The organism is Clostridium hominis (assembly GCF_014287825.1).
Taxonomy (GTDB): domain Bacteria; phylum Bacillota; class Clostridia; order Clostridiales; family Clostridiaceae; genus Clostridium; species Clostridium hominis.
Map to the genome: position 1 here is coordinate 173,449 of NZ_JACOOO010000001.1, position 14,200 is coordinate 187,648.

Below are 14,200 nucleotides of genomic sequence, written 5' to 3' on the forward strand. Positions count from 1 at the left end.
AGGTGATATTTTATGACACAAAAAATTACTGATACTATAAAAGATAGTAGTGGAGAAATAACTCATTATATATTAGATAATGGAGAAAAACTTGAAAAGTCAGAAGGTGTTAATAGAGCAAAAAATGGTGAAATTGAAGGAGTTATAGTAGCTCATTCAAGAAAAGGTGAAGAGTATTTAAGAACTAAGCCAGATGGAAATGAAGGTAATAATCTATCTTCATTATAAAGTATTTACGATTAGATACCATAAATGTTTTTATGGTATCTTTTATTTTTTTGTAAAGTTTGATATTTTCGAAAAATTTATTTATAATTATGCTAAATAAATGAGGTAATATAAATTAATATAAAAGTTAAGAGGTATAAATATGAATTATAATCAAGCTATGAAATACATAACTGGAGTGGGGAATTTTGGATCTAATTATGGATTAGAGAGAACTTTAAGATTGTTGGAGTTATTAGGAAATCCACAGGAGAATTTAAAGTTAATACATATTGCAGGAACTAATGGAAAAGGTTCAACAACATCTATGATAACAAAAATGTTAAGTGGCTTAGGTTATAAAGTTGGAATGTACACTTCTCCTTTTTTAGAAGAATTTGAAGAGAGAATTCAGATAAATGGAGAAAATATTCCAAAGGATGTTTTAGCAGAAATGGTGACACTGATTAAGCCATCAATAGATAAAGTTAAAGAAGAAGGGTATGGACATCCTACTGAATTTGAAATGATAACTGTTTTAATGCTTCTTTATTTTGAAAAAGAAAAGGTGGATTTTGGAGTAGTTGAAGTTGGCTTAGGTGGAAGATTAGATTCTACTAATGTAATTATTCCTATAGTATCAGTTATTACATCTATTAGCTTTGATCATACTAACCTATTAGGAAATAGTTTAAAAGAAATTGCGGGAGAAAAATGCGGAATAATTAAAAAAGATATTCCCACAGTAGTTTTTCCGCAATATGAAGAAGCAAAAGATGTTGTTTTAAATAAATGTAAGGTTGAAAACTCTAGATTATATGAGGTTAATCTAAATGATGCTGAGCTATTGGAAATTATTAAAGGTGATAAGCCTTTTCAAAGAGTTAAAATAAGAGGAACAAAAGAATATATATTAGACTTACCTTTACTAGGGGAACATCAAATTTATAATTTAGCTTTAGCAATAAAAGTTTTAGAAGTAATAGAAAGACAAGGATTAATAATTCTAAATAATGAAGCTATTGAGAAAAGTATAAGGGAAGTAAAGTGGAAAGGTAGATTAGAGGTATTAAGGAATAAACCGTTAGTTGTCATAGATGGAGCACACAATATTCAAGGAATAGCTACTTTGAAAACAAATATAGAAAAGTATTTTAATTATGAAAATGTGTATTTAATCTTAGGTATTCTAGCAGATAAGGATGTTGAAAAAATGGTTGAAGAGATTGCACCATTAGCAAAGAAAGTATATGCTGTAACTCCAAATTCTATAAGAGCAGAATTAGCTCAAGATTTAAAAATGGAAATTATAGAATACAATAAAAATTGTGAAGCTTATGAAAGTTATGAGGATGCCTTTAATAATGCCTTAAAAGATGCAAATGAAAATGATTTGATAATTGCAAGTGGATCATTATATATGATAGGGGACATGAGAAAAATAATAGTAAAGGGTAAAGGAAGTAAAAATTAAAACACCTATATTTACTAATAATATAAGATATAATATACTATGTATAATAGATAAATAGATAGGAGGAGTTAATATGTCAAAACATTTACATATTATGGCTAAAGAAGGTTCTATAGCTGAAACAGTATTACTACCAGGGGATCCTTTAAGAGCAAAATTTATCGCTGAAAACTTTTTAGAAGATGTGGTTTGTTATAATGAAGTTAGAGGAATGTATGGTTATACAGGAACATATAAAGGTAAAAGAGTATCAGTTCAAGGTACAGGAATGGGGTTACCATCGCATTCGATTTATGTAAATGAATTAATACAATTCTATGGAGCAAAAAGATTAATAAGAATAGGTTCAGCAGGTTCTATAAACGATAATGTTAATGTTAGAGACATAGTTCTTGCTCAAAGTGCATCAACTAACTCAGGGATTAACAAGAGAAGATTCCAAGGGTTAGACTATGCTCCAAGTGCAAATTTTGAATTATTATATAATGCTTATAATAAATGCAAAGATAAAGGGATTAATGTAAAGGTAGGAAATATTTTATCTAGCGACTTATTCTATGATGATGCAGGATTCCCAATAACAAAATGGGCTGAATATGGTTGTTTAGCTGTAGAGATGGAAAGTGCAGAGCTTTACACTGTAGCTGCTAAATATGGGGTTGAAGCATTAGCTATTCTAACTATTTCAGATCATATTTTAAAGGGAGAAGAAACATCTCCTGAAGAGAGACAAAATACATTTACAGATATGATGGAAATTGCTTTAGAATTAATAAAATAATGTTTTTAGAGGAAAGGATTTTTGATCTTTTCCTCTTTTTATATAGCAATAATATTTAAAGTTCTCTTCATATAAAATCTATAATAAATATAATATGAAGAGGTGATTTTGTGAAAAAGGAAATAAAATATATATTTTTTCTAGTACTAATTTTAGGAACTATATACTTTCTTAAGCCAACAATACTTAAAGTTATTGGGTGGAGTTACAAAGATATATATAATGCTAATATTACAGTAGAAGAAATTGAAAATATGCAAAAAAGTTTAAATATACATTATTTAAAATATGAATGGTCTGAGGAATTAGAGGTTGATAACGAACCTACTAAATTAGTTTATCATCATACAGCAATAAAGAATATCTCACCAGAGGATATAAATAAATTACATAAAAATAAAGGATGGAAAGGAATTGGATATCATTATTATATTAGAAAGGATGGGACTATTTATAAGGGAAGAGAAGATGATGCTGAAGGATCTCATGTTAAGGGATATAATAAAGAATCAATAGGGATTTGTGTAGAAGGAAATTTTGAAGAGGAGTATTTATCGGATGAGCAAATAGAATCGCTAAAGAAGCTTTCATTATATATTTGTCTTAAATATAATATAAAAGATATACTTCCACATAAAGAATTAGGAAAGACACTATGCCCAGGTAAGAACTTTCCATTAGAAGAAATTAAAAATGATGTTATAAAAGAGATTAAAAAAATCAATTAATTATAAAAAATGAGAAAGTTATTAATAACTTTCTCATTTTTTATATATTAAGAATTTTTCATTGATAATAAAGCTTTAGCTAATTGGTCAGGACAAGAAGTTCCTTTTGAACCACATTGAATCCCTTGCAATTTATCAATTGCATCAGTAACTTTCATACCTTTAACTAGTGAAGAAATTCCAAGTAAATTTCCTGCACAACCTCTTACGAAATTAACATCTTCTATTTTATCATCTTTTACATCGATATGTATTTCTGTTGAACAAACACCAGAAGTTTTGTAAATATACATTTAAATACCTCCCCATATTAAATAATAACATTAATATTATAAGGCTTTATACAATAAAAAGAAAGATTGAAAATAAAATTATGTAATATTGAGAAAAATGTGCCAAGTTTTATAAAGATGCATATATTGAAAGTACAAGAGGTTTCAACCTAAAGGAGGTGAAATAAGGGTGAACTCTATAATAATATGCAATACAGGAGCAGACTCCCTTTCAAGGATTACTTTAGATAATTTAGCTTTAGAGAAGATAACATTTAATTTAGGTGAGAAACCTATAGGTCCTCATGGAATTAAAACTTATGATGATGGATTTATAACTACAAATAGTTATAGCGATTCAATATCATTTTTTGATAAAAATACTTTTAAAGAGAAAAAAAATGCAAAAATTGGACCTTCTCCAAATGATTTAATAATATATAAAAAGAAAGTTTATACTATCTGCGGTGAATCAAATTCTGTAGTGGTATATGATATTTTAGAAGATAAAACTTCATATGAAATTGCCACAGGAAGTTGGCCCCATAGCATAGATTGTGATATTGAAAAAGGAATAGCTTTTATTACAAATTTCGAAAGTAACGATATTACAGTAATTAATATGGAGAATAATAATGTACTAACTAAAATAGAAGCTAGTGAGTATCCAACAAAAGTATTACTATCAAAAAATAAAGAATTTATATACGTATGTGAAAGTTACTTAGGGCATGATAAGAGTGGGTTTTTAGATGTAATTTCTACCAAAACATTAAAAAGTATAAAAAGAATTGAAGTAGGTAGCTCACCTATGGAAGTTATAGAAGAAGAAAAAAACATATATGTTTCAAATTTTACGGATGGAACAATAAGCGTAATAAATAAAAGTAATATGATGGTTATGGAAAGCATGTATGTTGGTGGAATGCCTAAAGGAATGGTTGTACATGAGAACAAAATGTATGTTTTAGATTATTTAAAGGGGAAGGTATATATTGTAGAGGATAATAAAATAAATAAAGTCATAGCTATCGAGTCTGAACCCAATGCCATGACTTTGTTTTAATCTTCATCAGAAAATAAACTTTGCATAATCCTAGTGTAAATATCTGAAGGATTATCCTTCCATTTTGTGCATAATGCTTTAGCTTGAGATTTTGTTGGAACGGATACCTTTAAATCAATTAATAGCATCTCATCTTCCAGTGCTTTAAGATTAACAATGAAGGAATCGCTATTCTCTATAGTGTAATCACTATGAATAGTTAATTCCTTTTTTATATTATCAATTACTGAGGAGATATAATTGTCAATTATATCTCTTTTAATTGCTGAAATTCTTTGTGTAAAAAATGAAAGAACTTTTTCACCTTTAGTTGTAATAGTTAAAAGCTTTTTATCATTTTTTTCTATATATTTTAGAAACTCAGAAGATAATAGCTCAGTTATATATTGTTGCAAAGTAAAATAATTAATAAAGTTATTTTCTAAAATTATTTCTGTTAACTGAGTATTTGATATCGGATGCTTTAATGATTTTATAACGTATAAAACTAATAATTTATTTTCTGCTAATTCTGCTGAATTTTCGTACATACTAAACCTCCATTATATAAGGATCTATTTTATTATAACATAAATTTAGAATTGTGGAATAATATAGGCATTAATATTATAAATAAAGAATATAAATTATTATGGATAAGGGAGGATTGATATGGTTAGAAAAAGAAAGGTTATAATAGCCATCTTATTGATTTTTGGAACTATAATTACATCGATTTTAGGATCAAAGTCTATATTAGTTAGTGGTAATCTTGATAAGAAACCTATTTTTCGAGTGAATACAGAAAAGAAAGAAGTAGCTTTAACATTTGATGTAAATTGGGCAGAAAATGAGTACATTTATGACATATTAGATGTACTAAATAAATATAATGTAAAAGCAACATTTTTTGTAATGGGTAAATGGGTTAATTATCCAGAGGGAAACAAAGAAAAATTAATGAAAATTAATGAGATGGGACATGAAATAGGGAATCATAGTTATGTTCATCCAAGCTTTTCAAAAATAGATGAATCAAGAATGTTAGAAGAATTGACAAAGACAGATGATATTATATATGAGGCTATTGGGGTTAAACCTACATTATTTAGATTTCCTAGTGGTGATTATAACGATAAAGCATTACAGTTTGTTTTGGATAAGGGATATAAATGTATACAATGGGATTGTGATTCAGTTGATTGGAAACAATCCGGAGAAAAAGTTGAGTATGAAAGAATTATGAAAAAAGCAACTTCAGGTTCGATAATGTTATTTCATAATAATGCAAAATATACTCCAAGTAATTTAGATAAAATAATTTCAAAACTTAAAGAAGATGGATACGAATTTGTTACTGTTGGGCAACTTACAGAGTGTGATGAGTACTATATAGATGAAAATGGAGAACAACATAAAAAATAAATATTAGAAATATATTGAAATTGAAGATAATATTGTATTATAATGGAAATAAATCCTTGTGGGGTAAAAGCAATAAAAAATCAAACTAATTACTAAGGGAGAGAGGGGTAACGATGGATAATTTGATGTTAAATAACAAGATTTATCTTGAAGGAAAAATAGTAAGTGAATTAGAGTTCAGTCATGAAATGTATGGATAGGGATTCTATACTTTTTATATGGAGGTGCCTAGATTAAGTGATTCTGTAGACTTATTAAATATTACTATATCTGAAAGACTTATAAGTAATATGAATATAGCAGTAGGAAACGAAATAATAGTTTTAGGTCAATTAAGGTCATATAATAAGTTTGTAGATGGCTCTAATAAACTGATTCTAACTGTGTTTGCAAGAAACATAGAACCTTGTATAGAAAGAAGTAAAAATCCAAATGAAATATTCTTAGATGGATATATATGTAAAGAGCCTGTTTATAGAAAGACTCCTTTCGGAAGAGAGATTGCTGATGTTTTATTAGCTGTAAATAGAGCATATAACAAATCTGATTATATTCCAACTATAGCTTGGGGAAGAAACTCAAGATTTTGTCAAACACTTGAAGTTGGAGATAATATAAGGGTATGGGGTAGACTTCAAAGTAGAGAATATCAAAAGAAATTAAACGATACTGAAGTAATTAAAAAGATTGCATATGAAGTATCTATATCAAAGATGGAAAGAGTTACAGAAGAAACAGAAGAAATAGAAAATAATGTAACTTCTTCATCTGAAGAAGGCGCTATATAATTCATTTATATAAAAAGGAGCTATTAAGCTCCTTTTTATTTTTATATTGTACAATAAATATTAACGTAAATCGTCTATAAATTTTGTTTTGCTTTTTGTTTGAGTATCTACATTCTTTATTATTTTTGCAGGAATACCAGCTACAACAACTCCAGGGGGGACATTTTTTGTGACTATAGATCCTGCTGCAACTACAGCACCTTGGCCTATTTTTATTCCTTCTAATATTACTGCATTTGCGCCTATAAGTACGTCATCTTCGATAATACAGGGTTCTTGGCTTGGAGGTTCCAATACACCGGCAATTACGGAGCCAGCTCCTAGATGAACTCTTTTACCAATTTTACCTCTGGCACCAATGACTGCATTCATATCAATCATTGTATAATCTCCTATTTCAGCTCCTATATTAATAATGGCTCCCATCATTATAATAGCATTTTTACCGATTTTAACACCGGCTCTAATTATTGCACCTGGTTCAATTCTAGCATCTATAGGAATAATATCTAAAAGTGGAATAGCTGAGTTTTTCCTATCTGCTTCTAAGCGATAATATCTAATTACTTCTTTATTATTAATTATAAACTTTGATATGTATTCAAATTCACCGAATAATATATAAAAGTTATTAGAGCCATACCACTCTATATTTTTATCGTCAATATCATTTAGAGAACCATTTATATAGGCTTTTACTGGAGTGGATTTTTTTATGTTTTTTATAAACTTGATAATCTCATCATGATCATTAAAGTTATAATCCATAATATCCTTCCTTTCAAGATTTAGATTTAATGAATTAATCATAATTATTATAATTATAATAAAAAGATAATAAGAATATGATTAAATGAAAATTATTTACTAAAGTATAAGTTTGTAATAAAATTTTTAGGAGGAGTGATTAAGATGAGACTAGAAAAAGGATTAGTTCAAGTATATACAGGGAATGGAAAAGGAAAGACTACAGCTTCAATTGGTTTAGGAGTAAGAGCGTATGGTAATGGTTTAAAAGTTATTATGATACAATTTTTAAAAAGCGGAGTTACTGGTGAGTTAAATGTTTTAAATAATCTAGGTGAAAACTTTAAAGTATATAGATTTGAAAAAGAGAAAGATTTTACTTGGAACCTAACTGAAGAGCAAAAGGAAGAGTTAAAAAAAGAAATAGCAGAAGGTTTCGATTTTGCAAAAAAGGTTGTAAAAGAAAATATGTGTGATATGTTAATACTAGATGAAGTTATGGCATCAGTTAATGGTGGATATATTAAAGAAGAAGACGTAGTGAAATTAATAGAAAGTAAAAATGAAAATATGGAATTAGTTTTAACAGGTAGAAATGTACCTAAGGCTATCGCAGATAAAAGTGATTTAATAACAGAGATGAAAGATATTAAACATTATTTCAATAAGGGAATTCCAGCTCGTAAAGGAATTGAATTTTAAAAAAGAAGAGTTTAAACTCTTCTTTTTTAATTTCCTGCTGGGTTATAGTGTTCGCTAGAAACACCTTGTTGCTTAACAGATTTATGCTTTTTATTAGGATTGTGATTGTGACCTTCTTCAGTTATTGGAGTTTGGTAATTACATTTTTCCATTCTAGCGTATTTATTGTCGGGTTGACTATCTTTTGACATATTAAACCTCCTATAAATTGCATTACATATATAGTATGTCTATAAGCCAAAAATATTATTAATATAGTATCAAAATATAATAATAAGTTTTTATATTTCTAACATATTTTCCATATTATATAATCCTGGATCTTTTATTTTACTCATATACTCACAAGCTTTTAATGCACCTATAGCAAAAACCTCCCTTGAGATAGCTTTGTGACTAAGTTCTATAATCTCGCCAGTTCCAGCAAATATTATTTCATGATCACCTACTATTGATCCACCTCTTATAGCATGAATGCCTATTTCATCTTTTTTACGTTTCTTTTTGCCTTCTCGGCCATATATAAAATTGGTTTTAGAATCTATGGAGTTAGATATAGTATTGCCTAGCAATAAGGCTGTTCCACTAGGAGAATCTATTTTTTGATTATGGTGTTTCTCTACTATTTCAATATCATAATTATCATATAAAAGTGGAGAAATCTTTTTTAAAAGTACATTTATTAAATTAATGCCATAAGACATATTGGCAGATTTGAATATTGGAATAATTGAGGATTTTGTATTGATTAAATCTAAATCGTTTGGGGCATATCCAGTAGTGCACAAGATTAATGGTTTTTTAGTTTTTTCACTTAAAGATAGTAGACTTTCTAAAGCAGTTGGTCTGGAAAAATCTAGTAAAACATCATATGAAATGTTTATATTTGACAATGAAGTGAATACAGGAAACTGATTATCGCATGGATATTTATCAACACCAGCAACGATATTTAAATCTGGAAATTGACTTATTGCTTCTGCAATAACTTTCCCCATTTTTCCACAGCAACCATTAAGAAGAATTTGAATCATAACAGTACTCCTTAAATTAAATTATATTTTTTTAAAGTATTAACTAAAATTTCTTTATTTTTATCATCCATTTTATAAAGTGGAAGTCTTAGATTTCCAACATCTTTTGATAAAATATTAAGAGCTGTTTTAACAGGAATAGGATTTGTTTCTATGAATAATGTGTTACAAAGTTCTAAATAATCTAGTTGCAATTTTAAAGCTTTATCATAGTTTCCATGCAAAAATTCAGAAGTAAGATTGTGGACTGCATTAGGAATAATATTTGCTGCCACGGAAATAACTCCTAAACCGCCTAGGGACATTATAGGAATTATTTGATCATCGTTACCTGAGTAAATATCAATTTTATCACCGCAGAGTGCTTTCATCTTAACAATCTGACTAATATTACCGCTAGCTTCTTTTATGGCTATTATATTATTAAATGCAGATAGCTTTAAAAGTTGTTCGGGAGTTATATTTAAACCAGTTCTACTTGGAACATTATATGCAATAATAGGGGTGTTTACAGCGTTATTTATAGCTTCAAAGTGTCTAATTAAACCTTCGCTATTAGTTTTGTTATAATAAGGTGTAATGATAAGAAGTCCATCTACGCCAACACTTTCTGCATATTTACTCATACTAATAGATTTTACTGTATCGTTACTTCCTGTACCAGCAATGACAGGTATTCTATTTTTTATTACATCAACTGTAAATTTTATGGTTTTTTTCTTTTCTTCCTCTGACATAGTAGTAGCTTCGCCTGTTGTACCACATATTATGATGGCATCAGTACCTTCTGATACATGCCATTCTAGTAACTCCTCGAGTTTTGTGTAATTAACACCAGTATCTGTAAATGGAGTAATAATTGCAACACCGGAACCTTTAAAGATTGACATAATATAACCTCCTATAAATTTAGTTTGTTAATGTTTCAAGGATTTGTATTGCATTTAAAGCAGCACCTTTTCTTAGATTATCTGCTACGACCCAAATGTTAAGTCCGTTATCAACACTAAAGTCTCTTCGTACTCTACCTATATAAACCTCATCTTTTCCATCAGCTAAAATAGGCATTGGATATTTTAATGATTCTTTTTCGTCATAAAGAATTAATCCTTTAGAATTATTAAATAAATTAATTACATCCTTTAGGTTATAATCATTTAATAATTCTATATTTATACTTTCTCCATGACAGTTTAGGACTGGTACTCTAACGGTAGTGGCAGTGATTTTTAAGTTGTCATCATGAAGAATTTTTTTTGTTTCATTTACCATTTTGATTTCTTCTTTTGTATAACCGTTATCTAAAAAAATATCAATTTGAGGAATACAGTTATTAAATATAGGGTAAGGGAATTTTGTTGGAGATATTCCAGAAATTCCGTTTTTTAAGTCGTTAATTCCTCCAATTCCTGCCCCAGATACTGCCTGATAAGTTGAGTATATAATTCTTTTTAAACCGTAATTATCTTTTAAGATTTTAAGCGGTATCATTGCCTGTATTGTTGAACAATTAGGATTGGCAATAATGCCATTATGACTTTTTAAATCTTCAGGATTTACTTCAGGAACTATTAATGGAACATCTTTATCCATCCTCCAAGCGTTAGAGTTATCTATAACTATAGCGCCGTATTTAGTAAAAATAGGCGCATATTTCAAACTGGTTTCACCACCAGCTGAGAAAAGAGCATAATCAATTTTTTTGTTTTTTATATTATCTTCAATAGTTTCTTCAACTAAGTAGCTTTTGTTTTTAAATTTAAGATAACTTCCATTAGATTTTTTAGAGGCAAAAAGATAAAGTTCTTTAATAGGAAAATTTCTTTCCTCTAAAATATTTAAAAATTTTCTTCCTACATTGCCGGTAGCTCCGACTATTGCAATGTTGTACATAAACTATCCTCCTATAAAAATAAAAAGATTTAAATTAAAAATTCCCTATATAGGAGCATTAAATCTAATAATTTAAATTCTTTGTCATAATAACAATATATGATAAAGCCTTAAATAAGTTATAAAAAGATAGGGGGTATAAATATATACTTGTTGGATAAAATACATATGACAAATTTATTTAGGGGGAAGTAATATGAGTAAAACACCATTAAAAAAAATTATAAAATCCAAATTAAAAAGTAATAAAGAATTAACCCCGGAAGAGCTTTTAAGAGAAAAAATAAAGTATGAAATAGCGGATGAATTAGGCTTAAAGGACAAGGTTGATGAATATGGATGGGCAGGGTTAACAGCAGAAGAGACAGGTCGTATTGGTGGAATTATGACTAAGAGAAAGAAGGAGCTAAAAATACCTACTAATGATGAGATATTAGGTAGAAAATAGTTTGTTAATTTAGTAATTTTATAAATAAAGACTATCTATATATGAGGAATAGTTAGTTATCGTTGACTAAAAGTACTTTTACATATATTATAGTTTGTAGAAAAATATAGCTTTATTTACTTAAGTTATATTTTTCTAAATTTGACCTTATGGGAAAATTACTACAAGTGAGGGGGGATTTTATGGCATATGGTGAATTTGCCAAAATCTACGATGAACTTATAAATGAAGATATAGATTATGATGAAATGGTTAATAGAATTATTAGTATTTGCGAAGAAGAAAATGTTAAATTTAATAACTATTTGGATGTGGCTTGTGGTACTGGAAATGTTACTATACGTTTAGCTACAAAATTTAAGGATATATTTGCTGTAGACCTATCAGAAGACATGCTACGTGAAGCTTTTGAAAAGTTAAAAGCTAATAAGTTAAAAGGAAAAGTAATATGCCAAGATATGACTGAGTTAAGTTTAAATAAGAAGTTTGATTTAATAACTTCTGTACTTGATTCTACCAATTACATAATAGAGGAAGATGGAATTTTATCTTACTTCAAGTCTATATATGAGCATTTAAATGATGATGGGATTTTTATTTTTGATATAAATTCATACTATAAACTATCAGAAATATTAGGAAATAATATATATACATATAGCGAAGAAGAAGTTTTTTATACGTGGGAAAACACCTTTGAAGATGATTTGCTTTCAATGTTTTTAACTTTCTTTGTTAAAAAAGGAGAGTTATATGAAAGGTTTGAAGAGGAACATTTAGAAAGAGCGTATAAAGCAGAAGAAATTGAGAAGTATTTAAAACTTTCAAACTTAGAAGTGATAAATAAATTTGATGGATACACTAATAATGATGTACAAGAAGATAGTGAAAGATTAGTGTATGTTGTAAAGAAAAGCAGATAATTTGGAGGAAGATTAAATGAAAGATACAATTATAACAGCAACAGCTAAAGATGGAATGGTTAGAATTATTGCAGGATCAACTACTAATTTAGTTGAAAAAGCACGTGATATACATGGATGTACACCAGTAGCAGCAGCTACTTTAGGTAGATTATTAACTGCAGGAGCTTTATTAGGAAGTACACTAAAATCAGAGAAGGATGTAACAACATTAAAAATTAACGGTGGAGGAGATGCAGAAGGAGTTGTTGTAACTGCATATAAAGATGGTATAGTTAAAGGGTATATAGGCAATCCATATGGCGATTTACCGTTAAATTCTAAAAATAAATTAGATGTTGGCGGATATGTAGGTAAAAATGGTAATTTAATAATAATTAAAGATTTAGGATTAAAGGATCCATACGTTGGGCAAGTTCCAATATTCTCAGGAGAAATAGCAGAAGACTTAGCATATTATTTCACTGTATCAGAGCAAACACCTTCAGCTGTAGCTTTAGGAGTTTTAGTTAATACTGATTATTCTATAAAATCTGCTGGGGGATTTATAGTACAGATGATGCCAGGGGCAGATGAACTATTAGCTGATTTAATAACTTATAGATTGGAAGAAATACCATCAATAACAACTTTACTTGATGAAGGAAAAACAATTAAAGAAATAATAGAATACATATTTGATGGTATGGATCTTAAGATATTAGAAGAGGTAGAGCCAGAGTTTAAGTGTAATTGCTCAAGAGAAAAGGTAGAAAAAGCTTTAATATCTATTGGGGAAAAAGATCTTAAAGAAATAGCTGCAGAAGGAAAAGATGAAGAGTTAAAATGTCATTTCTGCAATGCTAGTTACATTTTTACAAAAGAAGATATAGAGAAGATTTTACAAAAATAATACAAACACCACTAGATCGATAGGATTTAGTGGTGTTTTTTTGTAAATAAAATATATTCAACTTTTAAAGCATTTATACGTAGTATATAGGGAATAAATTTATAAACACATTAAACTACCTCTATCAATTAATTTACCTTGGCTCAAGTAGATTGGTTTAATATCATATTTGCTTAAAAAGAGTTTAATTTCTTTGCCGTATTTATAGTAGTCTAAGTTACCAAAAAAAGCTAAAGAGTCATCAGATATTTTTCCACCAACGCCACCAATAAAGCCATAATTTAAACTAGGTAATAATATGTCACCAGGAGGAAGCCATAAAATATCATAATCTTCTTTTTTTAAGATATCATGTATTCCTTTATCATTTGTTATAATTACTTTTTCTCTAATAGGGAGTATTGAACATTTAGAATATCCTTGTTTAACATTGATAAAATTTTTATCCTTCATAGAAGATATAAGGTTTTTATCAGTGTATTTAAAATTATGAATAATATCATTTTCTAATATTGCAGCATTTAATATTATATTCCCAGGATATTTTTCAGTAAGAGAGCTTAAACTTTTTAGATACTTAATATTATATTGTTCAAGTTTCTTAAGGAAAGAAGAATCAATATCTTTATGTACAATTATTTTTTTTTCTTTTTTATCAATTATATTCATCTGTATATCTACGTGACCATCAATTGCATCATATAATGTTGAATTTTTTGGTATTTCTATAAAATCAATATTAAATTTTGAAAGTGATTTTTTTTCTTCTGCTGTAGTTCGATAATCGATAAATGCAACCATATAAGCCCACCTTTAATAATTTTAATATAAAGTTATCTGA

Annotated in this window: 18 protein-coding genes and 1 pseudogene; 11 read left to right on the forward strand and 8 right to left on the reverse strand. The window is 28.1% G+C overall.

What is annotated here, in order from left to right:
* Nucleotides 1-12: 12 nt before the first annotated feature.
* From H8S20_RS00845 to H8S20_RS00860, 4 genes are all read left to right on the forward strand, one after another.
* Entirely contained in the window at nucleotides 13-228 is a 216-nt protein-coding gene (locus H8S20_RS00845; RefSeq protein WP_032119001.1) for a DUF3892 domain-containing protein, read from the forward strand.
* Between the two features lie 136 nt (nucleotides 229-364).
* A complete protein-coding gene (locus H8S20_RS00850) occupies nucleotides 365-1,681 on the forward strand; it encodes a bifunctional folylpolyglutamate synthase/dihydrofolate synthase (protein ID WP_186859162.1) in 1,317 nt (438 codons plus the stop codon).
* Nucleotides 1,682-1,754: 73 nt separating this feature from the next.
* Nucleotides 1,755-2,462 carry a purine-nucleoside phosphorylase gene (gene deoD / locus H8S20_RS00855; protein WP_186859048.1) on the forward strand — a complete coding sequence of 236 codons (708 nt, stop codon included), beginning with the start codon at nucleotides 1,755-1,757 and terminating at the stop codon, nucleotides 2,460-2,462.
* 110 nt (nucleotides 2,463-2,572) lie between these two features.
* Nucleotides 2,573-3,190, forward strand: coding sequence for a peptidoglycan recognition protein family protein (locus tag H8S20_RS00860; RefSeq protein WP_186859049.1), 618 nt, complete (start codon nucleotides 2,573-2,575; stop codon nucleotides 3,188-3,190).
* A gap of 47 nt (nucleotides 3,191-3,237) precedes the next feature.
* Here H8S20_RS00860 and H8S20_RS00865 read toward each other — a convergent pair whose 3' ends face one another.
* On the reverse strand, nucleotides 3,238-3,483 hold the full coding sequence (locus tag H8S20_RS00865; protein ID WP_032118998.1) for a TIGR03905 family TSCPD domain-containing protein: 246 nt from the start codon (nucleotides 3,481-3,483) through the stop codon (nucleotides 3,238-3,240).
* A gap of 169 nt (nucleotides 3,484-3,652) precedes the next feature.
* Here H8S20_RS00865 and H8S20_RS00870 point away from each other — a divergent pair, with 169 nt between their 5' ends.
* The gene (locus tag H8S20_RS00870) at nucleotides 3,653-4,528 is read left to right on the forward strand and encodes a YncE family protein (RefSeq protein WP_032118997.1); all 876 of its coding nucleotides are present in this window, start codon (nucleotides 3,653-3,655) and stop codon (nucleotides 4,526-4,528) included.
* On the opposite strand, the gene H8S20_RS00875 is transcribed toward H8S20_RS00870, so the two are convergent.
* Nucleotides 4,525-5,058 carry a DUF4364 family protein gene (locus H8S20_RS00875; protein WP_032118996.1) on the reverse strand — a complete coding sequence of 178 codons (534 nt, stop codon included), beginning with the start codon at nucleotides 5,056-5,058 and terminating at the stop codon, nucleotides 4,525-4,527. The two genes, H8S20_RS00870 and H8S20_RS00875, sit on opposite strands and share 4 nt — an antisense overlap.
* A gap of 121 nt (nucleotides 5,059-5,179) precedes the next feature.
* Between H8S20_RS00875 and H8S20_RS00880 the strand changes: the two genes are divergently transcribed.
* Nucleotides 5,180-5,932: a polysaccharide deacetylase family protein gene (locus tag H8S20_RS00880; protein WP_032118995.1), complete on the forward strand. Its 753-nt coding sequence runs from the start codon at nucleotides 5,180-5,182 to the stop codon at nucleotides 5,930-5,932.
* A gap of 113 nt (nucleotides 5,933-6,045) precedes the next feature.
* Nucleotides 6,046-6,720 (forward strand): annotated as a pseudogene (locus H8S20_RS00885) (single-stranded DNA-binding protein).
* Nucleotides 6,721-6,780: 60 nt separating this feature from the next.
* On the opposite strand, the gene dapD reads toward H8S20_RS00885, so the two are convergent.
* Nucleotides 6,781-7,488, reverse strand: coding sequence for a 2,3,4,5-tetrahydropyridine-2,6-dicarboxylate N-acetyltransferase (dapD, locus tag H8S20_RS00890; protein ID WP_032118993.1), 708 nt, complete (start codon nucleotides 7,486-7,488; stop codon nucleotides 6,781-6,783).
* Nucleotides 7,489-7,632: 144 nt separating this feature from the next.
* Here dapD and H8S20_RS00895 point away from each other — a divergent pair, with 144 nt between their 5' ends.
* On the forward strand, nucleotides 7,633-8,169 hold the full coding sequence (locus H8S20_RS00895; protein WP_032118992.1) for a cob(I)yrinic acid a,c-diamide adenosyltransferase: 537 nt from the start codon (nucleotides 7,633-7,635) through the stop codon (nucleotides 8,167-8,169).
* A gap of 26 nt (nucleotides 8,170-8,195) precedes the next feature.
* Here the strand turns inward: H8S20_RS00895 and H8S20_RS00900 are convergent, their stop codons facing one another.
* From H8S20_RS00900 to H8S20_RS00915, 4 genes are all read right to left on the reverse strand, one after another.
* The gene (locus H8S20_RS00900; protein WP_186859050.1) at nucleotides 8,196-8,360 is read right to left on the reverse strand and encodes a hypothetical protein; all 165 of its coding nucleotides are present in this window, start codon (nucleotides 8,358-8,360) and stop codon (nucleotides 8,196-8,198) included.
* A 90-nt stretch (nucleotides 8,361-8,450) separates the two neighbouring features.
* Nucleotides 8,451-9,203 carry a 4-hydroxy-tetrahydrodipicolinate reductase gene (gene dapB / locus H8S20_RS00905; RefSeq protein ID WP_032118991.1) on the reverse strand — a complete coding sequence of 251 codons (753 nt, stop codon included), beginning with the start codon at nucleotides 9,201-9,203 and terminating at the stop codon, nucleotides 8,451-8,453.
* Nucleotides 9,204-9,214: 11 nt separating this feature from the next.
* Nucleotides 9,215-10,093, reverse strand: a complete 879-nt coding sequence (gene dapA / locus H8S20_RS00910) for a 4-hydroxy-tetrahydrodipicolinate synthase (protein ID WP_186859051.1) — start codon at nucleotides 10,091-10,093, stop codon at nucleotides 9,215-9,217.
* Between the two features lie 19 nt (nucleotides 10,094-10,112).
* Nucleotides 10,113-11,096, reverse strand: coding sequence for an aspartate-semialdehyde dehydrogenase (locus H8S20_RS00915; RefSeq protein ID WP_186859052.1), 984 nt, complete (start codon nucleotides 11,094-11,096; stop codon nucleotides 10,113-10,115).
* A 196-nt stretch (nucleotides 11,097-11,292) separates the two neighbouring features.
* Here H8S20_RS00915 and H8S20_RS00920 point away from each other — a divergent pair, with 196 nt between their 5' ends.
* The 3 genes from H8S20_RS00920 (at nucleotide 11,293) to hslO (ending at nucleotide 13,359) form a co-directional block, all read left to right on the forward strand.
* Nucleotides 11,293-11,544, forward strand: coding sequence for an alpha/beta-type small acid-soluble spore protein (locus tag H8S20_RS00920; RefSeq protein ID WP_032118988.1), 252 nt, complete (start codon nucleotides 11,293-11,295; stop codon nucleotides 11,542-11,544).
* Nucleotides 11,545-11,726: 182 nt separating this feature from the next.
* A complete protein-coding gene (locus H8S20_RS00925; protein WP_032118987.1) occupies nucleotides 11,727-12,467 on the forward strand; it encodes a class I SAM-dependent DNA methyltransferase in 741 nt (246 codons plus the stop codon).
* A gap of 16 nt (nucleotides 12,468-12,483) precedes the next feature.
* The gene (hslO, locus tag H8S20_RS00930; RefSeq protein ID WP_186859053.1) at nucleotides 12,484-13,359 is read left to right on the forward strand and encodes an Hsp33 family molecular chaperone HslO; all 876 of its coding nucleotides are present in this window, start codon (nucleotides 12,484-12,486) and stop codon (nucleotides 13,357-13,359) included.
* Between the two features lie 99 nt (nucleotides 13,360-13,458).
* On the opposite strand, the gene H8S20_RS00935 is transcribed toward hslO, so the two are convergent.
* Nucleotides 13,459-14,160: a DUF6873 family GME fold protein gene (locus tag H8S20_RS00935; protein WP_186859054.1), complete on the reverse strand. Its 702-nt coding sequence runs from the start codon at nucleotides 14,158-14,160 to the stop codon at nucleotides 13,459-13,461.
* Between the last annotated feature and the right edge of the window lie 40 nt (nucleotides 14,161-14,200).

Excerpts from the sequence above, each read along its gene's own strand:
- dapA (WP_186859051.1), bottom strand. The coding sequence starts at position 10,093 with ATGTCAATCTTTAAAGGTTCCGGTGTTGCAATTATTACTCCATTTACA.
- hslO (WP_186859053.1), top strand. The coding sequence starts at position 12,484 with ATGAAAGATACAATTATAACAGCAACAGCTAAAGATGGAATGGTTAGA.
- H8S20_RS00880 (WP_032118995.1), top strand. The coding sequence starts at position 5,180 with ATGGTTAGAAAAAGAAAGGTTATAATAGCCATCTTATTGATTTTTGGA.
- H8S20_RS00915 (WP_186859052.1), bottom strand. The coding sequence starts at position 11,096 with ATGTACAACATTGCAATAGTCGGAGCTACCGGCAATGTAGGAAGAAAA.
- H8S20_RS00920 (WP_032118988.1), top strand. The coding sequence starts at position 11,293 with ATGAGTAAAACACCATTAAAAAAAATTATAAAATCCAAATTAAAAAGT.
- H8S20_RS00865 (WP_032118998.1), bottom strand. The coding sequence starts at position 3,483 with ATGTATATTTACAAAACTTCTGGTGTTTGTTCAACAGAAATACATATC.
- H8S20_RS00925 (WP_032118987.1), top strand. The coding sequence starts at position 11,727 with ATGGCATATGGTGAATTTGCCAAAATCTACGATGAACTTATAAATGAA.
- H8S20_RS00895 (WP_032118992.1), top strand. The coding sequence starts at position 7,633 with ATGAGACTAGAAAAAGGATTAGTTCAAGTATATACAGGGAATGGAAAA.
- dapD (WP_032118993.1), bottom strand. The coding sequence starts at position 7,488 with ATGGATTATAACTTTAATGATCATGATGAGATTATCAAGTTTATAAAA.
- H8S20_RS00935 (WP_186859054.1), bottom strand. The coding sequence starts at position 14,160 with ATGGTTGCATTTATCGATTATCGAACTACAGCAGAAGAAAAAAAATCA.
- dapB (WP_032118991.1), bottom strand. The coding sequence starts at position 9,203 with ATGATTCAAATTCTTCTTAATGGTTGCTGTGGAAAAATGGGGAAAGTT.
- deoD (WP_186859048.1), top strand. The coding sequence starts at position 1,755 with ATGTCAAAACATTTACATATTATGGCTAAAGAAGGTTCTATAGCTGAA.
- H8S20_RS00900 (WP_186859050.1), bottom strand. The coding sequence starts at position 8,360 with ATGTCAAAAGATAGTCAACCCGACAATAAATACGCTAGAATGGAAAAA.
- H8S20_RS00845 (WP_032119001.1), top strand. The coding sequence starts at position 13 with ATGACACAAAAAATTACTGATACTATAAAAGATAGTAGTGGAGAAATA.
- H8S20_RS00875 (WP_032118996.1), bottom strand. The coding sequence starts at position 5,058 with ATGTACGAAAATTCAGCAGAATTAGCAGAAAATAAATTATTAGTTTTA.